At 70.8% G+C, this 19223-nt stretch carries 19 protein-coding genes; 7 read left to right on the top strand and 12 right to left on the bottom strand.

All coding sequences use genetic code 11. The annotated features are described in order from the left end of the window. Nucleotides 1-65 precede the first annotated feature (65 nt). Entirely contained in the window at nucleotides 66-791 is a 726-nt protein-coding gene (locus tag ACWEF6_RS35300; protein WP_449686908.1) for a methyltransferase domain-containing protein, read from the bottom strand. A gap of 106 nt (nucleotides 792-897) precedes the next feature. Between ACWEF6_RS35300 and ACWEF6_RS35295 the strand changes: the two genes are divergently transcribed. The 5 genes from ACWEF6_RS35295 (at nucleotide 898) to ACWEF6_RS35275 (ending at nucleotide 5907) form a co-directional block, all read left to right on the top strand. After that, the gene (locus tag ACWEF6_RS35295; protein WP_449686907.1) at nucleotides 898-1791 is read left to right on the top strand and encodes a ParA family protein; all 894 of its coding nucleotides are present in this window, start codon (nucleotides 898-900) and stop codon (nucleotides 1789-1791) included. 3 nt (nucleotides 1792-1794) lie between these two features. Then, complete coding sequence (locus ACWEF6_RS35290) at nucleotides 1795-2604, top strand: DNA-formamidopyrimidine glycosylase family protein (protein WP_449686906.1); 810 nt, start codon at nucleotides 1795-1797, stop codon at nucleotides 2602-2604. 121 nt (nucleotides 2605-2725) lie between these two features. Then, nucleotides 2726-3772 (top strand): adenosine deaminase, encoded by a 1047-nt coding sequence (gene add, locus ACWEF6_RS35285; RefSeq protein WP_449686905.1) that lies wholly within the window; start codon nucleotides 2726-2728, stop codon nucleotides 3770-3772. 471 nt (nucleotides 3773-4243) lie between these two features. Beyond that, nucleotides 4244-4804, top strand: coding sequence for a GNAT family N-acetyltransferase (locus ACWEF6_RS35280; protein WP_449686904.1), 561 nt, complete (start codon nucleotides 4244-4246; stop codon nucleotides 4802-4804). A 65-nt stretch (nucleotides 4805-4869) separates the two neighbouring features. Continuing rightward, nucleotides 4870-5907: a quinone-dependent dihydroorotate dehydrogenase gene (locus tag ACWEF6_RS35275; RefSeq protein WP_449686903.1), complete on the top strand. Its 1038-nt coding sequence runs from the start codon at nucleotides 4870-4872 to the stop codon at nucleotides 5905-5907. Here the strand turns inward: ACWEF6_RS35275 and ACWEF6_RS35270 are convergent. The 7 genes from ACWEF6_RS35270 to rimO all read right to left on the bottom strand — a co-directional run bounded on the left by ACWEF6_RS35270 (nucleotide 5879) and on the right by rimO (nucleotide 13035). After that, on the bottom strand, nucleotides 5879-7285 hold the full coding sequence (locus ACWEF6_RS35270) for an allophanate hydrolase-related protein (RefSeq protein ID WP_449686902.1): 1407 nt from the start codon (nucleotides 7283-7285) through the stop codon (nucleotides 5879-5881). The genes ACWEF6_RS35275 and ACWEF6_RS35270 overlap by 29 nt on opposite strands. 476 nt (nucleotides 7286-7761) lie before the next feature. Then, nucleotides 7762-8748 (bottom strand): phage shock envelope stress response protein PspM, encoded by a 987-nt coding sequence (gene pspM, locus ACWEF6_RS35265; RefSeq protein ID WP_449686901.1) that lies wholly within the window; start codon nucleotides 8746-8748, stop codon nucleotides 7762-7764. 23 nt (nucleotides 8749-8771) lie between these two features. Next, nucleotides 8772-9614 carry a PspA/IM30 family protein gene (locus tag ACWEF6_RS35260; RefSeq protein WP_325154408.1) on the bottom strand — a complete coding sequence of 281 codons (843 nt, stop codon included), beginning with the start codon at nucleotides 9612-9614 and terminating at the stop codon, nucleotides 8772-8774. Between the two features lie 231 nt (nucleotides 9615-9845). Further along, nucleotides 9846-10304, bottom strand: a complete 459-nt coding sequence (locus tag ACWEF6_RS35255) for a helix-turn-helix domain-containing protein (RefSeq protein WP_167454979.1) — start codon at nucleotides 10302-10304, stop codon at nucleotides 9846-9848. 99 nt (nucleotides 10305-10403) lie between these two features. Beyond that, nucleotides 10404-10877: a CinA family protein gene (locus tag ACWEF6_RS35250; RefSeq protein WP_449686900.1), complete on the bottom strand. Its 474-nt coding sequence runs from the start codon at nucleotides 10875-10877 to the stop codon at nucleotides 10404-10406. Between the two features lie 83 nt (nucleotides 10878-10960). Continuing rightward, complete coding sequence (gene pgsA / locus ACWEF6_RS35245) at nucleotides 10961-11602, bottom strand: CDP-diacylglycerol--glycerol-3-phosphate 3-phosphatidyltransferase (protein ID WP_449686899.1); 642 nt, start codon at nucleotides 11600-11602, stop codon at nucleotides 10961-10963. After that, on the bottom strand, nucleotides 11599-13035 hold the full coding sequence (gene rimO, locus ACWEF6_RS35240; protein WP_449686898.1) for a 30S ribosomal protein S12 methylthiotransferase RimO: 1437 nt from the start codon (nucleotides 13033-13035) through the stop codon (nucleotides 11599-11601). The genes pgsA and rimO overlap by 4 nt, the downstream gene beginning before the upstream one ends. A gap of 96 nt (nucleotides 13036-13131) precedes the next feature. Here rimO and ACWEF6_RS35235 point away from each other — a divergent pair, with 96 nt between their 5' ends. Both ACWEF6_RS35235 and ACWEF6_RS35230 read left to right on the top strand, forming a co-directional pair. Further along, on the top strand, nucleotides 13132-13641 hold the full coding sequence (locus ACWEF6_RS35235) for an amino-acid N-acetyltransferase (protein WP_449686897.1): 510 nt from the start codon (nucleotides 13132-13134) through the stop codon (nucleotides 13639-13641). A gap of 88 nt (nucleotides 13642-13729) precedes the next feature. After that, nucleotides 13730-14164 carry a phospholipase gene (locus ACWEF6_RS35230; RefSeq protein ID WP_449678366.1) on the top strand — a complete coding sequence of 145 codons (435 nt, stop codon included), beginning with the start codon at nucleotides 13730-13732 and terminating at the stop codon, nucleotides 14162-14164. Here ACWEF6_RS35230 and ACWEF6_RS35225 read toward each other — a convergent pair whose 3' ends face one another. From ACWEF6_RS35225 to ACWEF6_RS35210, 4 genes are all read right to left on the bottom strand, one after another. Further along, nucleotides 14165-14590, bottom strand: coding sequence for a hypothetical protein (locus ACWEF6_RS35225; protein WP_449686896.1), 426 nt, complete (start codon nucleotides 14588-14590; stop codon nucleotides 14165-14167). It lies immediately after the preceding gene. Between the two features lie 40 nt (nucleotides 14591-14630). Continuing rightward, complete coding sequence (locus ACWEF6_RS35220) at nucleotides 14631-15194, bottom strand: RloB family protein (RefSeq protein ID WP_449686895.1); 564 nt, start codon at nucleotides 15192-15194, stop codon at nucleotides 14631-14633. Beyond that, a complete protein-coding gene (locus tag ACWEF6_RS35215) occupies nucleotides 15191-16414 on the bottom strand; it encodes an AAA family ATPase (RefSeq protein WP_449686894.1) in 1224 nt (407 codons plus the stop codon). Before ACWEF6_RS35215 ends, ACWEF6_RS35220 begins: the two co-directional genes overlap by 4 nt. Nucleotides 16415-16502: 88 nt before the next feature. Beyond that, nucleotides 16503-18989 (bottom strand): DNA translocase FtsK, encoded by a 2487-nt coding sequence (locus tag ACWEF6_RS35210; protein ID WP_449686893.1) that lies wholly within the window; start codon nucleotides 18987-18989, stop codon nucleotides 16503-16505. Nucleotides 18990-19223 lie beyond the last annotated feature (234 nt).

Raw genomic sequence — 19223 nt, 5'->3', positions numbered from 1 at the left:
TCGTCCCACGTCGAGGACGCTACCGGCCACCACCGACAGTTTTGAACGAAGCGCAAAACCGCAGGTCAGACCGGGCGCGCCACCGCGTGCAGCCGGCCGGCGATGTCCCGCAGCACCGGCGTCGCGGACGCCGCGCGCTCGAACGCCGCCAGCTCGTCGTCCCGGACGTCGCCGCCGACCAGGTCGGCGATCACCCGATCACCCTGCAGCAACGTGACTTCCAGCCCCGCCGCCTCCAGGTCGGCCTGCAGCCCGGAAGCGGAAAAACGCCGCAACACCGTCTCGCCGGCGACGACCCCGTCGGCGCTCTCGAGCAGCTGCCGCGCTTCGCCCACCCGGCCCGCCAGCGCGCGGTGGAACGCCGCCGCGTGCCGGTTCGCGACCAGCACCGACACCGCGCCGCCCGGCGCGACCGCCGTGGCCAGCGCCGTCAGCACCGCGGCCGGGTCGTCGACGATCTCCAGCAGCCCGTGGGCCAGCACGAGGTCGGCCGAGCCGGCCTCGACGTGCCGCCCCAGCGCGTCGGAGTCGTCCGCGATCACCGTGATCAGCTCGGAGACGCCCTCCTCCTCGGCCCGCCGCTGCAGCGTGGCCAGGGCGTTCGGGCTCGGCTCGACGACCGTCACCCGGCAGCCCGCTGCCGCGAACGGCACCGCCCAGCCGCCGCTGCCGCCGCCGACGTCGACGACGCGGGGGTGCTCGGCGCCCCGGGCGCGTGCGGCCTCGATCTCGGCCTCGAGCACCCGGCGGACGGCACCCGAACCCCGGGCGGCCACGGTCTCCGTCTTCATGCCGCACAGGGTAGTGCCCGCCCCCGCCGGCCTCCCGAGCTCCTCCCTTCGAGTGAACGGCCCTTGCCCGGCGGCGCCTCGCGCGCGCACCCGTAGGCTGGTGAACGTGCACACGGTCGCCGTACTCAGCCTCAAGGGAGGCGTCGGCAAGACGACGGTCGCTCTCGGTATCGCGTCCGCCGCCTTGCGTAGGGGCACGCGGACGCTGGTGGTCGACCTCGACCCGCAGGGCAACGCCACCACCTCGCTCGACCCGCCCTACACCGACGCCACCCTCGCGGACGTGCTCGAGACCCCCACCCGGGAAACGCTGGAGCGCGCGATCGCCCCGAGCGTCTGGAGCGAGGACGTCGACGTCCTCGTCGGTGCCGAAGAGCTGGAGCTGCTCAACGACCCGGACGCCGACAGCGAGCGCCTGGCGAACTTCTCGCGCGCGCTGGACGAGCTGCACCGCACGCCGCTGCGGGAAACCCCGTACGAGCTGGTGATCCTCGACTGCCCGCCGTCGCTGGGCCGCCTGACGAAGTCGGCGCTGGTCGCCGCGGACAGCGCGCTGATCGTGACCGAGCCCACGATGTACGCCGTCGCCGGGGCGTCGCGCGCCCTGGAGGCGATCGAGAAGATCCGCAAGGAGCTCAACCCGGAGCTGCGCCCGATCGGCGTCCTGGTGAACAAGCTGCGCGTGCGCTCCTACGAACACCAGTTCCGGATCGCCGAGCTGCGCGAGAACTTCGGCTCGCTGGTGATGCCGACGGCGATCACCGACCGGCTCGCGGTGCAGCAGGCCCAGGGCGCGTGCAGCCCGATCCACGAATGGCACTCGCCGGGCGCGCAGGAGATCGCGCTGACGTTCAACATGGTGCTGGCGAAGATCCTGCGCTCGAACCGGGCGGGCCGGCACCGCATCGCCGGCGAGGAGGCCGAAGGCCCGGACTGGCCCGAAGGCCCGGCCCCGGAGACACCCGAGGCACCGGCCGAGGTGTCCGAATCCGCGGGGTGAGCCGTGCCCGAAGGTGACACCGTCTTCCTGGTCGCCCGGCGCTTCGCCAAGGCGATGACCGGGAAGACGTTGCTGCGCGGCGAGTTCCGGGTGCCACAACTGGCCACTGTGGACCTTTCCGGCCGCGAGGTGCTCGGCGTCGGCACGGTCGGCAAGCACCTGTTCACCCGCTTCTCCGGCGACCTGACCCTGCACTCGCACCTGATGATGGACGGGATGTGGGACGTCTACCCCGCCGGCGCGAAGTGGCGGCGACCCGGCCACCACGCGCGGGTGATCTTCACCGCCGCCGACGTCCAGGCGATCGGGTTCCGCGTGCACGACCTGAAACTCGTGGCCACGAGCAAGGAACACGACCTCGTCACCCACCTCGGCCCGGACCTGCTCGATCCGAAGTGGACGGACGACCACCTGAAGCAGGCGATCGCGAACCTGACCGCCGCGCCGGCGCGTGAACTCGGGCTCGCACTGCTGGACCAGCGCGTGATGGCGGGCGTCGGCAACCTCTACAAGTGCGAAATCGCCTTCCTGCTCGGGGTGACGCCGTGGACACCGGTGTCCGAAGTGGACGCCGAGCGCACGGTCGCGCTGGCCCGCAAGCTGCTGCTGGCCAACGCCCTCGCCGGGCGGTTCGACCAGAGCACCACCGGCCACCTCGACCGCAACCGCAAGAACTGGGTGTACGAGCGCACCCGCCAGGGCTGCTTCCGCTGCGGCGGCAAGCTCCTGGTCCGCACGCAGGGACACGACGTCCAGCGGCGGCCGACCTGGTTCTGCCCGAAGGACCAGGCAGGCCCGTACCCGCCGCAGTAGGCTGGTGCCCGTGACGACGTTCAAGCTCCCGCTCTACGGGGCCGACACCGAACGCGGCGACCTCGCTCCCTGAGCCGCGCTCTTCTTCCGTCACCTCGTACCCCCTCAAGGGAGCTTCGTCATGCCCGGAATCCTGACCGGGCAGGCGCTGCGCGCGTTCGCGCACGCCCTGCCCAAGGTCGAACTGCACGTCCACCTGGTCGGCTCGGCGAGCCTGCCGACCGTGCTGGAGCTGGCCCGGCGCCGCCCCGCCGCCGGCATCCCCACCGACGAGCGCGAGCTCGCGGAGTTCTTCACCTTCCGCGACTTCGCCCACTTCCTCACCGTCTACCTCGCGGTCACGTCGCTGGTGCGCGACCGCCACGACATCCACACGCTCGTGACCGGCCTGGCGGCGGATCTCGCCGCGCACAACTGCCGCTACGCCGAAGTCACCGTGACGCCGTACAACCACCTGCTCGACGGCATGTCCGGCGACGACCTGCTGACCGGGCTGGAAACCGGCCGGGCCCGCGCCGCCGAACTCGGCGTGGAACTGGCCTGGTGCTTCGACATTCCGGGCGAAAAGGGCAGCCGCGCCGGGCGGGAGACCCTCGTGTTCGCGCTCCGCGAACGCCCCGAAGGCCTGGTGTCGTTCGGGCTCGGCGGCCCCGAACTCGGCGTCGGGCGCGCGCAGTTCGAGCCGTACTTCACGCGGGCGCGGGAAGCCGGGCTGCACAGCGTCCCGCACGCCGGCGAGACGACCGGACCGGCCACCATCTGGTCCGCGCTGCACGACCTCGGCGCCGAGCGGATCGGCCACGGCACCAGCTGCGCGGCCGATCCGGCCCTCCTGGAATACCTTGCGGCGCACCGGATCCCGCTCGAAGTGTGCCCGACGTCGAACGTCCGGACCGGGCAGGTCCGGTCCGTGGCCGCGCACCCGGTCCGGCGCATGCTCGACCACGGCGTCGTCGTCACGCTCAACACCGACGACCCGCCGATGTTCGGCGCCACGCTCACCGGCGAGTACGTCGCCGTCGCCGAGGCGCTCGGCCTCACCGCGGCCGAACTGGCCCGGCTCGCGGAGAACGCCGTCGACGCCTCCTTCCTCGGCGAGCGGCGGAAAGCCCGTCTGCGGAGTGAGATCGGCGAAATGACGTTGCACGCCACCGCGGACTTCACCTAGCGTGGCAGTACACGAGAAAGGAGGTGGTCCTAAGTTGTATTCCAACAGGACTCGTGAGGTGACTGTCCGCTAGCGGATGGCACGTGGAGGACTTTGAGCAGCGATACAACCGAGCCACCTTCGGCTCATCGCCTGCTTCACGTGGTGCCTGATAGCGAATACCAGGCAGTCACCGTGCCCCCGGGGTTCCCGAGCACCAGTCCGGCTCGGGCTCAGGCGTTTGACGGCGCTTGAGAGCACCCCCGGGGGTCCCTTTACCCATCCGGCCAAAAGTAGGCCGCCCCCCTCCGCGCGGGACGTAACTGTTGCTGCGAAAGGTGGTCGGCCGTGGCTGTGGTCGGATGGGTAACGATCGATACAGTTTCGCTCATCTGTGCAGGTAGCGCCATCCGGCGTAGCAAGACGACCGTCCGGCGATCAGCGTTTCGCCGTTCCGTCCCCCGGACGGCTGACGGTCGCTAGCCTGGATGCATGCTCAGGCCCGACTACCCGATCACCACGGCCCGGCTAATCCTGCGCCCGTTCACGTCCGGGGACCTCGACGCGCTGAACTCCTTCCAGTCCCGCGCCGACGTCGCCCGCTACCTCTACTGGGGTCCGCGCAGCCGCGCCGAGTCGGCCGCCGCGCTCGCGAAGCGGGTGCACAGCTCGACATTGACGAAGGAAGGGCAGTTCCTCGCCGTGGCGGTCGAACTGGCCGCGACCGGGCAGCTCATCGGCGACCTGAACCTGGAGTGGCTGAGCAGCGAACACCGCCAGGGCGAGATCGGCTTCGTCTTCCACCCGGACCACCACGGCAAGGGCCTGGCCGCCGAGGCGACCACCGAGCTGCTGCGGCTGGGCTTCGAAGACCTGGGGCTGCACCGCATCATCGGCCGCTGCGACGGCCGGAACACCGCGTCCGCCGCGTTGATGGAACGGCTCGGCATGCGCCGCGAAGCGCACCTCAGGGAAAACGAGATCGTCAAGGGCGAGTGGACCGACGAACTGATCTACGCGATGCTCGAGGACGAGTGGAAGGACCGCGAGTAGTGGCGGCCTTCACTCCGGTGTGACGCTCGGGTCGCGCCCGGCGGGCGATTTGGCAGCATGGGGGCGTGTTCTTCGACAAGATCGTCCGCCCGGCGCTGTACCGGCTGTCCTCCGACGACCCCGAACTGGTGCACGAGCGCACGATCGCCGTCCTCGCCCGGCTCGGCAAGCTCGCTCCCCGCGTTCCCGGTGTTTTCCACGTCGACGACCCGGTGACCGTGCTGGGCCTGCGGTTCCCCAACCGCGTCGGCTTGGCCGCCGGGATGGACAAGAACGGCCGCGCGCTGCCGGCGTGGGCCGCGCTGGGCTTCGGGTTCGTCGAAGTCGGCACCGTGACGCGGCTCGCGCAGCCGGGCAACCCGAAGCCGCGGCTGTTCAGCCTGCCCGCCAGCGACGCGGTGATCAACCGCATGGGATTCAACAACGAGGGCGCCGAAGCGCTCGCGGCCAAGCTCGCGCGCGACGGGAAACCGGGTGTCCCGCTGGGGATCAGCATCGGCAAGTCGAAGGTGACGCCACTCGAGGACGCCGTCGAGGACTACCGGTTCTCGCTGCGCGCGCTGCACCCGTACGCGGACTACTTCGCGATCAACGTCAGCTCCCCCAACACGCCGGGGCTGCGGCAGCTGCAGGACCGCACGGCGCTCGCCGAGCTGCTCGGCGAGCTGCGTGCGACGTCGGCCGAGCTGGCCGGCGGCGGGTCGCCGGTGCCGGTGCTGGTGAAGGTCGCGCCCGACCTGACCGACGACGCGCTGGCCGAGCTGCTGGAAGTCGCGCTCGAGCACGGTGTCGCCGGGATCATCGCCACGAACACGACGCTGTCGCGCGAGGGCATCGCCCCCGCGGAAAGCGGCCTGGCCGGACAGGCGGGAGGACTGTCCGGCCGGCCGCTGACCACCCGCGCGGCCGAGGTCGTGCGGTTCGTGCACGACCGGACCGGCGGGAGCCTGCCGATCATCGGTGTCGGCGGGATCATGGGCCCGGACGACGCTGTCCGGCTCGTCGACGCCGGTGCGTCGCTCGTGCAGCTCTACACGGGCTTCGCGCTGCACGGTCCGGGTTTGGTGCGGCGCGTCACCCGGGGTCTCGCGGCCCGGCGGTAGACGCGAAGCGCACGTACCCGCGCCAGGACTCGTAGCGGTCCAGACCAGGTCCCTCGGCCGTCAGGCACCGGACGGCCAGGGGTGCGGTGCCGTCGTCGAGCACGACGCGGTCGAGCACAAACGGCTCCTTCAGGGTGGTGGCGAACCGCTCGAACGCGGCCGGGGACAGGCGCCAGCGCTCGCCGTCGAGGGTGGCGGTGCCCTCGATGACGCCCGGCTGCGGCGGTTCGGTGTCCAGCAGCACCATCCGGTAGGCGTCGGTGGTCCGGACCGGTCCGGTGAAGCGGGCGCCGAGGGCGGTGAGGTCGGCGTTGAGCGGCTGGCCGCGCAGGTGAGCGCCGAACACCACGACGTCCTCCCCCGGCTCCGGGTAGGGCGTCATCGGCTCGTCCGTGCAGACGGTCGCCAGGTCGAGGGCGATCTGGTCTTCGAACGCCCGCGCCAGGAAGGTGACGCCGAACGGACGGCGGTCGCCCGGCAGCACCGGGACGGACACGGCGGCCACGTCGAGGAGGTTCGCGAAGGCCGTGCAGGAGGTCAGGCGGTGGCCTACGCCGGCCGGGTCGGCCAGCGCCTCGGCGATCCCCGGGTGCTCCGGCACCGTCGGCAGGAGGAGGGCGTCGAAGCCGTCGAAACCCTGGTCGGGTACGGAGATCGGGGCGAGCACGGCGCCGGCGGCGGTCAGCCGGGCGACGACGGCCTCGAGGGCGAGGCTCGCGGCCTCGCCGAGGGGGAGGTCGTCGGGGTAGGCGATCCGCGGGTGCTCGCCGGCGCCGAGGCGGACGTCGGCGGGCCAGGGACGGTCGCCGCCGGTCATCAGGGTGAGCGCTCGGTGGGCCGCGACCAGGCCGGTCGCGTACACGGAGACGTTGTCGGCGGCGGGCAGGAGGCCTCGCGTCGGCTTCACCGCGGCGATGGCGTTCAGCGCGGCCGGAACGGCGCCGCCGGTGCTCAGGGCCAGGTCGACGACGCCGAGCGCGACGGCGACCGCGGCGCCGTTGCCGCCGGCCTTCGTGCGGTCCCAGGCGCCGGAGATCATGGCGGCGCCGGTCTTGCCGAGCACGACGGCGCCGGCGGCGGTGAGCCGGGTGACGACCGCGGCACTGGTTTCCGGGACGCCGTGGCCGGACGGCTGCCCGGCGACGTCGATCAGGTCTTGGACGGCGATGACGGTGCCGGCCAGCGGCAGGTCTTCACCGGCCTTGACGCGCTCGTCGACGGCTTTGGCGTCGACGAGGACGTCTTCGACGGCGCGGAGGGTGGTCCAGAGTTCGGGACGGCCGGCCTCGGTGAGGCGTTCGAAGGCCGCGATGACGCGCTGGGAGGCGGTGGGCGGGGTGATCGGCACGGGGTCCGGGTCCGGCGGGAGCGTGTTCACGGGGCGTCCTTTCCTCGGCGGTCGAGAAAGTCCACTGTGTACGGTCGGCGCCGTCGAACCTCAGTCCACGGCGGGCCTCCCGGCGAGTGACACCTCGGCATGCATGACAGAAACGTTAGGGCGCGGACGTTTCCGTAGCCATCAGTTTCCGATTACGCGCGGGTTTCGGCCCCGGAAGGTGAACAGGGGGCGACGCCGGGGTGAAACGCACGATCACGCACGCCGGGTGACAAACCCCCGCCTCCCCCATCCGGCGGCCCTCGAACGGCCGAGTTTCCGATCCCAATGGCCCAACGAAGCCCGAATCCGCGTGATCAGACCCGGAATCCGCGTGATCGAAGCCGGAACTCGCGTGACTGGGCCCGTGACTCGCGTGATTGAGGCCGTACCGGCTCTGATCACGCGAGTTCCGGCCCGGATCACGCGAGTTACGGGTCTGATCACGCGGGATCCGGGGTGGATCACGGGAGGATGGGTCAGGAGAGTTCGCGGAGGGCCATGGCTAGGCCGGCGAGGCGGTCGGTGGCGTCGGTGAGGGCTTGCTTGGACGTCACCAGGCCGTCGCCGGCGGCGGCGACCGTGTGGCCGGCCGCGGCGACCAGGCCGCGGTAGCCCTCGAGGCCGTCTTCGAGCTGCTCGCGGAGCTTGGCCACCGCCGCGTCCAGGGCCGCCTTCTCCCGGGCGGGTGCCGAGTCGCGGCCGCGCTCGATCGCCTGGATGCGGCCGGCCAGGCCGCGCAACGCGGCCGCCGCTTCGGTCGCCGTCTGGCGAGCGTCCGCGACCGAGACCTCCGAGACCAGCGGTGTCCCCAGCGACGAGGGCACCGAAAGCTGGCGCAGGAGCTCCGTCAGCGAGGCTTCGCACTCGGCGAGGCGTTCCATCGGCTCACGGGCCGCCGAGCGAGCGGGCGGCAACGGCGGCGGGCCGGCCGGGGCCGCCGGGATCGGGGTGCGCTTGAGTTCACGCAGCTTCAGGCCGGAGCGGACGCTGAACGTGCCGAAGATGACGGCTCCGGCGAACGCCGTGATCGCCTGCGGCATCATCGCGACGCCGGCCGGGCTGAGCCAGCCCACCGCCGCGGCCACCGTCACGACCGCGCACAGGATCGTCAGGATGATCCACAGCGTCATCGCCTTCGACGTCCGGCGCTTGCGGCGTTCGAGCTTCGCCGCCGGGTGGTTCCAGCGGTCCCACTTGGCGCGGGCCTCGGCGAACGCCGGGACCTGGCCGGCCATCGACGACAGCGACGCCGTCATGTCCGGGCGCCGCACCTGCGGGCGTTGCAACGGGTTGGGGCGCTGCGGTGCGGGCTTCCCGCCGGCCTGGTCGGCCGGCGGGAAGTACTTCTGCACCTTCTGGAGCTTCTCCTGGGCGCGCACCGCGTAGTCGGGCAGCTTCTCGATGTGCTTCTCCAGCTTCGCGCTCAGCTCGCTGAAGTCGCGCCGTCTGCCCTGCTGCCCCATGGTGCTCGCCCCCTCCGGAGTCGTCAGGCCGGGTTCTTGCCCTGCTCGGCCTGCACCCGCGCCTGGATTTCCCGCTGGATGTCGGCCGAGCTGCTGGCCGGCTGCTGGGCCGTCTTGCCGCCGTCGGTCACCTGCGCGACCGACTCGCCGCGCATCGACGACCGGATCTGCTCGAGCCGCGAGTGGCCGGCCAGCTGCGTGGTGGAGGCCTGGACCTCCATCATGCGCCCCTGGACCGAGTTCTGGGCGAGTTCCGCCTGGCCCAGCGCGGTGGTGTAGCGCTTCTCGATCTTGTCGCGGACCTCTTCCAGCGACGGCGTGTTGCCCGGCGCGGCCAGCTGGCTCATCTGGTTCAGCGAAGCGGAGACCTGCTCCTGCATCTTCGCCTGCTCCAGCTGCGAGAGCAGCTTGGTGCGCTCGGCGAGCTTCTGCTGCAGCATCTGCGAGTTCCGCTCGACGGCCTGCTTCGCCTGCGCCGCGGCCTGCAGCGACTGGTCGTGCAGCGTCTTCAGGTCCTCGATGTTCTGCTCGGCCGTGACGAGCTGCGTGGCGAAGCTCTCCGCGGCGTTCTCGAACTCGACGGCCTTCTGCTCGTCACCCTTCGAGCGGGCCTCGTCCGCGAGGACGAGCGCCTGCCGGGTCGAGGCCTGCAGCTTCTCGACGTCGCCGAGCTGCCGGTTGAGCTTCATCTCCAGCTGCCGCTGGTTGCCGATCACGGAGGCGGCCTGCTGCGTCAGCGCCTGGTGGTTGCGCTGCGCCTCCTCGATGGCCTGCTGGATCTGTACCTTCGGGTCGGCGTGCTCGTCGATCTTCGACGAGAACGCCGCCATCATGTACTTCCAGAACTTCACGAACGGGTTGGCCATCTCCTCCGCCTGCCTTCTTGCGTCCCACGGGCCTAGGTACTCGGGGTGTGGGGCGTCGCTCCCCTGCAAGTACAACGCTCCGACCCCGGCGTCGGGTTCCATCGTGTCAGGTCGGCCACGTCCGTTCCAGGCGACCCGGCCGAATTCAGGGATCACCCCGATCACTACCCGTAGACAACGCCGACGGCCCCGGGCGGGTTGCCCGGGGCCGTGCGGTCGTGTGCGCTGGGGCTACGCGGCGATCGTGGAGGCCAGCTTGGGCTGGCCGATCGTCGTCCGCAGCGTCGTGTTCATCCGCGGGGCCGGGGAAACCCGCAGGTCGGCGAGGTCGTTGCCGATCAGCTCGGACATCAGGCGGCCGCCTTCGATGCCGGCGGCCGAAGCCTCCGCGCCCCGCTTCTCCCGGGGCGCGCCCTCCACGATCCGCTCGTCGACCGGTGGGACCTCGACGTTGTCGAGGGCCGATACGTCCGCCGCCACGTTGTGCAGCAGCTCGCCGAGCGGAAGGTCCAGGGCCTGGCAGATGGATGCGAGCAGCTCGCTCGACGCCTCCTTCTGGCCCCGCTCGACCTCCGAGAGGTAGCCGAGGCTGACCCTGGCGGCGCGGGAGATGTCGCGCAGCGTACGACGCTGGTTGGTGCGGGCATGACGGAGCCGATCACCGATCGCCTCACGCAACAGCACGGTCATCACGCGCCTCCCTTCCGAACAAGTACCCCCTACGTTACCCAGAGCGGTGCCCCGGGCGCAGGAGTTGGTGTGCACGTACGCCAAGGGCGAACGCGTGTTTCACCTCAAATGTTCCCCGAGCAGGGCAAACGCCGCCAAGACCGACTCGGTCCTGATCAAATCGCGATCGCCGGACAAGGCCAGCGTACGGACTGTACGTGTTCCCGGTCCGGCCAGCCCGACGTGCACCGTGCCCGGCGCGACGCCGTCCTGCGCCGACGGCCCGGCCACGCCGGTGAGCCCGAGGCCCCAGGTGGCGCCGCACCGGTCGCGCGCGCCCTCGGCCAGCTGGGCGGCCACCTCGGGGTGGACGGCGCCGTGCTCGGCCAGCAGCTCCGAAGAGACGCCGGCCAGGGCCGCCTTCAGCTCGGTCGCGTAGACGACCAGTCCCCCGCGCAGCGCCGCGCTGGCCCCCGGCACCCGCGCGAGGGTCGCGCAGACCAGGCCGGCGGTGAGGGACTCGGCCGCGGCGACCGTCTCGCCCCGCGCGGTCAGGGCGCCGATCAGCGCGGCGGCCTGCTCGTCACCCCGCACCGGAGGTCGCGGATGACCCGGTGCCGGCGCCGGAGGTCCCGAATGAGGCGTTCGCGACGCTTCGGCGGGGGTTCCGGCCACCGTCAGCTCCCGGTGACCCGGCGCCCGGCCGCGCGCAGCCGCACCGCCCGCACCAGGTAGTCGACGCCGGTCACGACGGTCAGCACCAGCGCCAGCCCCATCAGCGCCCACCGCACCGGGTCCGCTCCCACCGGCAGCGGCAGCAGGTACGCCACGATCGCCGCGATCTGGGCCATCGTCTTGGCCTTCCCGCCGCGGCTGGCCGGGATCACGCCGTGCCGGATCACCCAGAACCGCAGCAGCGTCACGCCGATTTCGCGGACCGCGATGACGATCGTGACCCACCACCCGAGCTCGCCCAGCACGCTCAGCCCGACCAGCGCCGCGCCGGTCAGCGCCTTGTCCGCGATCGGGTCGGCGATCTTGCCGAAGTCGGTGATCAGACCGTACTTGCGGGCCACCCAGCCGTCCAGCTGGTCGGTGGCCGAGGCGATCGCGAACAACCCGGTCGCGAGCGCGCGCCAGGTCGTGTCGTGGCCGTCGCCGACGAACAGCGCGATCACGAACAGCGGCACCAGGACCAGCCGCGACAGCGTCAGCAGGTTCGCGACGTTGAGCGTGGGAACCGGGGTCGGCTCGGGGACCTGGGCGGCGGTGTCGCGCGCGAGGCCCTCGTCGGCGGCGTCGCTGGGGAGCGCACTCACCGGTCGGCGTCCGGTACCGCGCGGACGATCAGGTCCACGCCCGCCGAGTCGACGACCTCGCAGCGCAGGAAGTCACCCACCTGCACCTTCTCCGGCGCGTCGAGGATGACGCACTCGCCGTCGACCTCCGGCGCCTGGTGCGCGGCGCGGCCGGTGAGCTCGCCGTCGTCGTCCAGCTCGACCAGGACGTCGACGAGCGTGCCGATCCGGTCCTCGGCGCGCTGCGCGGTCAGCTCCTCGACCAGCGCCGAGATCCGGGTGACGCGCGCGGCGACCTCCTCGGCGGAGAGCTTCCCGTCGAAGGTTTCGGCCTCGGTGCCGTCCTCGTCGGAGTAGCCGAAGACGCCCACGGCGTCGAGGCGTGCGCCGGTCAGGAACCGCTCGAGCTCGCTCAGGTCGTGCTCGGTCTCGCCGGGGAACCCGACGATCACGTTGGTCCGGATGCCGGCCTCGGGCGCGTACTCGCGGATCTGCTCGCACAGCGCCAGGAACGAGTCGGTCGAGCCGAACCGGCGCATCCGGCGCAGCACCTGCTCGCTGGAGTGCTGGAAGGACAGGTCGAAGTACTCGGCGACGCCCGGCGTGGTCGCGATGGCCTTGACCAGCTGCGGGCGCGTCTCGGCCGGCTGCAAGTAGGAGACCCGGACGCGCTCGATGCCGTCGATCTCCGCCAGCCGCGGCAGCAACCGCTCCAGCGCGGTGGCGCCGTCGCGGCCGAAGTCCTTGCCGTACGACGTCGAGTTCTCGCTGACCAGGAACAGCTCCTTGACGCCGTTCTCGGCCAGCCACATCGCTTCGGCGACGACCTCGTCCGGCTGCCGCGAGACGAAGGAGCCGCGGAACGACGGGATCGCGCAGAACGAGCAGCGCCGGTCGCAGCCGGAAGCGATCTTCAGCGCGGCCACCGGCGAGTCGTCCAGGCGCGTGCGCAGCACCCGCGGGCCCCAGCCGTGCTGCGCGTGCCCCGGGACCTCGACCGCCTCGGCGGCGGCGGGCCGCTCGACCGGGCTGATCGGCAGCAGCTTGCGGCGGTCACCCGGCGTGTGCGAGGCGATCTTGCGGCCGGCGACGACGTCGTCGAGCCGGGCCGAGAGGTCGGCGTAGTGGTCGAAGCCCAGCACCGCGTCGGCCTCCGGGAGGCTGTCGGCGAGCTCGTGCCCGTAGCGCTCGGCCATGCAGCCGACGGCGACGACCTTCTTGCCCGTGTCGGACGCGGCGAGCAGCGTGTCGACGGAGTCCTTCTTGGCCGACTCGACGAAGCCGCAGGTGTTGACCACCACGACATCGGACTCTTCGGGATCGGCCGCCAGCTCCCAGCCGCCGGCCGCGAGCCGGCCCGCCAGCTCCTCCGAGTCGACCTCGTTGCGGGCGCAGCCCAGGGTCAGCAGGGAGACGCGTCGGGTGGCGGCTGGGTCCGTGGCAGGGGAAGGCACAACGCTCAGGGTAGCCGCCGGTCCCGGGCGGCCCGACGACGGCGTAGCCCGGTCGTGTCGCCACCCGCCCCGGGCGATGTGGCAGGGTGGACGATCGTGCCGTCCGACTCGCCTAGCCCGACCGTCCGCCGCGCCCGGATCGCCGACGTCCGCAAGATCAAGGCCCTGGTCGACTCGGACGCCGGGCGCGTCCTGCTGGAGAAGGACCTGGTCACGCTGTACGAGGACGTCCAGGAGTTCTGGGTCGCCGAAGTGGGTGACGACGTCGTCGGCGCGGCCGCGCTGCACGTGCTCTGGGAGGACATCGCCGAGCTGCGCACGGTCGTGGTCGACAAGGCCGTCCGCGGCCAGGGGGTCGGGCGGGTGCTGGTCGCCCGGCTGGTCGACGAGGCACGTGAGCTGGGTCTCAAACGGCTGTTCGTGCTGACCTTCGAGACGAGCTTCTTCGCCGGGCACGGGTTCGTGGAGATCGACGGCACCCCGGTGTCGCACGAGGTCTACGAAGAGATGCGGCGGTCGCACGACACGGGTGTCGCCGAATTCCTCGACCTTCCTTACGTCAAGCCGAACACCTTGGGGAATTCCCGCATGTTGCTCGAACTGTGAGTGAAAACCTCCTTTCGGGCGGTGACGTGCGCCACTGCACTGCCGGAAGCTGATCGGGCACCAGTCCACCGATCGGCAAGGAAAACCGATGCGCACGACACTGCGGAACCTGGGGGCCACCGTGACGGTGGCCGTTTCTGTCGGCGCGGGCGCCCTACTGGGCACCGGCACCGCGGCCGCCGTCGACATCCCGGCGGTCACCGACCAGTACCTCTTCTCGACGTCGTTGTCCGGCTTCGAAACGATCCGGAACTCCGCGCCCTACTCCGGCCAGCTCGACTGGTCGTCGGACGGCTGCTCGTGGTCGCCGGACACCCCGTTCGGCTGGCAGTTCCTGCCGGGCTGCCACCGGCACGACTTCGGCTACCGCAACTACAAGAAGCAGGGCCGGTTCACCGCGGCGAACCGGCTGAAGATCGACGACAACCTGTACACGGACCTGAAGAGCGTCTGCGGGTCGAACATCGCCTGCAAGGGCGCGGCCTGGACGTACTACCAGGCGGTCCGCAAGTTCGGCGGCTGATCAGCTGATCCGGACGGTCGCTTCCCCGCCGTCCTCGCTCACCGAGACCAGCTCGATCCGGCTGGCGGCGAACGACGTCGCCTGCGGGCCGGTGCGCGGGCCGCTGTGGAGCTCGGCCGTGGTGCTCTCGCCGCGGCCGGGCTCCTTCAGCAGGAACGCCAGCGTGGCCTCCCCCTGCCAGATGCAGGTCATCCCGGGCCGGCACCGAGAGTCGGCGACGACCCGCAGGTAGCGCACGGTCAGGTCCTTCCCCTGCACGGCAGCCTCCTGGCCCAGGCGCAGGGGGACGTCCTGCCCGGAGGGCGCGCTCACCGTCCCCGTCGCCGTCGCCCCGGCCGGAACCGGCGCGGCGGCGACCGAGCTCCCGGCGCCCACCGTGACGACGGCGAAGGCGAACAGTCCGGCTACGAATCGCGGTAGGTCCACGCCTCCATGACGGAACGGACCGAGCCGGGGTTGCACGCGCTCAGAGCATCTTCTCGACGAGCAAGCCCATCTGTGTGGACGGATTCCGGGTGTGCCCGGCGTCGGCCTGGCGCGAGCGCTGTACTGCTGCGTCGACGCCGTGCTCGTAGTGCGCGAATCGCAAAGCGGACTTGCTGTAGCCGGGTACGTGCCGCAGCAACCGCTTTTCCACATCGCCGTAGCACTTCAACGGCGCCGTGCAGATCTCGAAGTGGAGCAACAGCCAGAACTCGAAGCAGGGGTTCGAGACCGCCAGGTTCACCCGGAGGCGCCGAGCGAGCACCACCGCCCGCCCGAGGTCGAATTCATCGACGTCGACGACGCACCACACCTCGTCGTGAGCACCGCCGGTCCGGTCGCTCAATTCCGCGGCGTACCTCACGACCGCTTCGGGATCTGCCGCCTTGACCTTCACCTTCACCGTGACAGCCGGGTTCCGGCGGGCTCGTTTCAGCCCTTCGAGGTACGCCGGTTCCGTTGCCTTGGCGCCGCAGACCACCAACAGGGACAGCCTCTGCTCCCGGAACGCAGGACGTCGCCGGTCGCTGTTCTCCCGCCTGGTCACCGTTCGGCGATCGCTTCCGCGAAGTCACCGAGGACCGGGACAGCCCCGTAGCTGCCCGCGAGATACCGTCGCTCGGTGTTCTGGTCCTTGCGCGGCTTGAAGTCGGTGAGCGGGTAAAGCTCGCTGGCGCCGTCGGCTCCCTTCTCCACGAACCAAACCTGATCACGATCCAGCAGGTCACCGCCCAGCATGGTGCCCAGCAGACTCGTGTCGTGCGTCGTGAAGATCAACTGTGCGCCGTGCGGGTTGGTCTCCGTCGACTGGAACAGCTCGATCAGCTTCGCCGTCAACCGCGGGTGGAGGCTGCCGTCGATCTCGTCGACCACGAACACCTGGCCGGCGTCGAGCACGTCGAGCACCGCCGGCAGGAGATCGAGCCAATTCAACGTTCCGGCCGACTCGTCGGCCAGGTCGAAGAGGGCGCCGGAGGCGCCGTGCACGAACCGCAGTCGCACTTGATCGATGCCGGGCCGCCGCACCCTCCGCGGGGTCCTGAGGGCATGCGGCGGCCGGAGGGGCTCGCCGCGGTACTCGACCGAAACATCGGTGATACCGACATCGGCCGCGACCAGCAGCCCCAGAAGCCGCCGTGAGTGTTCCGGGCCGCGCCGGAGGAAGGAGGCGACTCGCTCGCCGAGCGGCGTCGTGGTGTCCTCCGCATGCCGGTAGTGAACGAGGAGGCCGGCTTTGAACCACTCGTAGACCGGCAACAACGGCTCGAGCGAGAGACGCTTGCAGATACCGAGGACGAGCGTGTCCGGCTGGATGAGTCCGTCCAGGGCGGTCAGCTTGGCCTTGAGATCCGGGACGGTGCTGCCGAACTTGAGGTGTTCACCGGTTCGTTCGAGGAGCACCCTCCGGCGTTTCTCCGGGTACGAGTACAACCACTCTTGTTCCACGAGTCCGCCTCGAACGACGAACCCGTAGGTGTAGCGGTTCCCGTCCACACCGAGCTCGACCACGTAGGACGAAGATCTTTCCTCGTCACCGCCGTCGAGCCGGAAGCCATCCCCCGTGCCGATGCCGCCGACCGTTTCGAGGACAGCCGTCTGCATGAACCAGAAACCGTTCAGCAAGTTCGATTTGCCGGAGGCGTTCGCACCGTAGATCGCCGCGACCGGGACGACCGGACGAGGATCGCCGGGCCTCGCGGGCATGAGGAGCAGCTCCTGCTCATCACGGAACGAGCGATGGTTGGCGAGCCGGAAGCTCCGCAGCACCCTGACCACCTCCCTGGCGATGCTTCAAGCCGATCTGCACCAGTAAACCGCACAGAACGGCTTGAAGCATCAACCAGGGGGCTGCCTGCTACTCGTCGTCGTCGCCGGTGTCCGCGTCGACCGGGCCGCCGCCGCGGATCATGAACAGGACCGACTCCAGTTCCTCCGGCTTGATCAGCACGTCGCGGGCCTTCGAGCCCTCCGACGGGCCCACCACGCCCCGGCTCTCCAGCAGGTCCATCAGCCGGCCCGCCTTCGCGAAGCCCACCCGGAGCTTGCGCTGCAGCATCGACGTCGAGCCGAACTGGGACGTCACGATCAGCTCCGCCGCCTGCAGGAGGACGTCGAGGTCGTCGCCGATGTCCGGGTCGATCTCCTTCTTCTCGCCCGCCTTCTGGGCCGTGACGCCGTCCTGGTAATCCGGCTGCGCCTGCTCCTTCGCGTAGTTGACGACCGCGGCGATCTCTTCGTCGCCGACGAACGCGCCCTGGATGCGGACCGGTTTGCCCGCCCCCATCGGCAGGTACAGCGCGTCGCCCATGCCGATCAGCTTCTCCGCGCCCGGCTGGTCCAGGATGACCCGCGAGTCGGTCAGCGACGACGTCGCGAAGGCCAGCCGCGAGGGCACGTTGGTCTTGATCAGGCCGGTCACCACGTCCACCGACGGCCGCTGCGTGGCCAGGACCAGGTGGATCCCCGCGGCACGCGCCTTCTGGGTGATGCGGACGATCGCGTCCTCGACGTCGCGCGGGGCGGTCATCATCAGGTCGGCGAGCTCGTCGACGATCGCCATGATGTACGGGTACGGCCGGTACTCGCGCTCGGACCCCGGCGGCGCGGTGATCTCGCCCGAGCGCACCTTCTTGTTGTAGTCGTCGATGTGCCGGACCTTGTTGACCTGCATGTCCTGGTAGCGCTGCTCCATCTCCTCCACCAGCCACGCCAGCGCGGCGGCGGCCTTCTTCGGCTGGGTGATGATGGGCGTGATCAGGTGCGGGATGCCCTCGTAGGGCGTCAGCTCGACCATCTTCGGGTCGATCAGGATCATCCGGCACTCGTCCGGCGTCGAGCGCGCGAGCAGCGACACCAGCATCGAGTTGACGAAGCTCGACTTACCGGACCCGGTCGACCCCGCGACCAGCAGGTGCGGCATCTTCGTCAGGTTCGCGGTGACGAAGTGGCCCTCGATGTCCTTGCCGAGGCCGATCACCATCGGGTGGTTGTCCTTGACCGTGGACGGCGCCCGCAGGACGTCGCCGAGGCGGACCATCTCGCGGTCGGAGTTCGGCACCTCGATGCCGACCGCCGACTTGCCGGGGATCGGCGCCAGCAGGCGGACGTTGTCGGTGGCCACCGCGTAGGCGATGTTCTTGGTCAGCGCGGTGATCTTCTCGACCTTCACGCCCGGGCCGAGTTCGACCTCGTAGCGGGTGACCGTCGGACCCCGGGTGAAGCCGGTGACCTGCGCGTCGACGTTGAACTGCTCCAGCACGCCGGTGATCGCCTCGATCATGGCGTCGTTGGCCTTGCTGCGGGACTTCGGCGCGTCGCCGAGCTTCAGCAGGTCGGGCGGCGGGAGCTGGTAGTCGCCTTCGACCGTGCGGGTGACCGCGAGCGGCGGTTCCGGGGCCTTCTTCGGCTTCTTCTCGACGACCTCGGGCACCGGCTTGGGCTTGGGCGGCTTGATCGGCGTCGGCGCCTCGGCCAGCATCGCGTCGATGTCCAGCTGCTCGGGTTCGGCGTCGCTGGCCTGGCGGCGCCGGGACGGCTTGCGCAGCCGCGCGGCCTTCGGGTCGGCGTCGGCGACCTTCTCCTCGTCGGTCGCGAAGCCCGAGCGCTGCGCCTCGGCCTCGGCGATCTCCTCCTCGTCGAGGCCCCAGTTGCGCAGCCGCTGCGGGATCTGGCGGACCGGCGTGCCGGTGAACACGAGCACGCCGAAGAACAGCGCGAGGATCAGCAGCGGCACGGCGACCCAGGTGGTGACGCCCATGGTGAGCAGGCCGCCGGAGAAGGCGCCGACGATGCCGCCGGCGTACATCCGGCCGTCGTTGGTCTCCGGCAGCGCGGTGAAGATGTGCAGCATCCCCAGCACGGACAGGACGACCATGATCGTGCCGACGACCATCCGCGGCCGCGTCTCCGGGTGCGGCTCGGACCGCATCAGCGCGACGGCGACCACGACCAGCACCAGCGGCAGCGTGACGGCCCCGGCGCCGAGGACGGTCCGGGTGGCGATCTCCACCCCGGCCCCGATCGGCCCGGCCGCCCGCCACCAGACGCCGACGGCCGCGACGATGGCCAGCGCGATCAGGCCCAGCGCGAGCCCGTCGCGGCGGTGCTCGGCCTCGAGCTCGCGGGTGCGGCCGACCGTCCTGGCCAGCGTGCCGAGGCCCTTGGCCAGCAGGTTCCAGGTGCCGCGGACACCCTTCCCGAAGATCCCGGGCGTCTTGCGGCGGGCGCGTGGCGCGGGTTTGCGAGCGGCCGGACGTGACTTCGCGGGTGTACGCGGCTTACGCGCCGCTGCCCCCTTCGCGCCGCTTCCCGTGCTTCTCTTCCTCGTCGCCGACCCAGCCATACCGGTAACGGTAACCGGCCGTGGCGGTTCGTCCCACGCGCCACTCTCGGCCCAGGGTGAACTTCTGCCTCACACCGCGGGTTGAGCGGCCATCCGGGTGAACCGCGGCCACCGGTCCCAAGCGCCCCAATGTGGCGTTCGGTGCGTCTGACGCACCCAAAAGCAAAAATGGTGGGGGGGGAAGAACCAAATACAAAAATGGGAGGGTTTAAAGGGGCGGGGGTGAACAATAGC

The sequence above is a fragment of the Amycolatopsis sp. NPDC004772 genome (genome assembly GCF_053601215.1).
The sequence above is the reverse complement of the archived record's forward strand: the minus strand, read 5'-3'. Positions and strand labels throughout refer to the sequence as shown.

What these genes read in the sequence shown, in the direction of transcription:
- ACWEF6_RS35300 (WP_449686908.1), bottom strand. Translation starts at nt 791, where the DNA reads ATGAAGACGGAGACCGTGGCCGCCCGGGGTTCGGGTGCCGTCCGCCGG.
- add (WP_449686905.1), top strand. Translation starts at nt 2,726, where the DNA reads ATGCCCGGAATCCTGACCGGGCAGGCGCTGCGCGCGTTCGCGCACGCC.
- ACWEF6_RS35280 (WP_449686904.1), top strand. Translation starts at nt 4,244, where the DNA reads ATGCTCAGGCCCGACTACCCGATCACCACGGCCCGGCTAATCCTGCGC.
- pspM (WP_449686901.1), bottom strand. Translation starts at nt 8,748, where the DNA reads ATGGGGCAGCAGGGCAGACGGCGCGACTTCAGCGAGCTGAGCGCGAAG.
- ACWEF6_RS35260 (WP_325154408.1), bottom strand. Translation starts at nt 9,614, where the DNA reads ATGGCCAACCCGTTCGTGAAGTTCTGGAAGTACATGATGGCGGCGTTC.
- ACWEF6_RS35255 (WP_167454979.1), bottom strand. Translation starts at nt 10,304, where the DNA reads ATGACCGTGCTGTTGCGTGAGGCGATCGGTGATCGGCTCCGTCATGCC.
- ACWEF6_RS35230 (WP_449678366.1), top strand. Translation starts at nt 13,730, where the DNA reads ATGCGCACGACACTGCGGAACCTGGGGGCCACCGTGACGGTGGCCGTT.
- ACWEF6_RS35210 (WP_449686893.1), bottom strand. Translation starts at nt 18,989, where the DNA reads ATGGCTGGGTCGGCGACGAGGAAGAGAAGCACGGGAAGCGGCGCGAAG.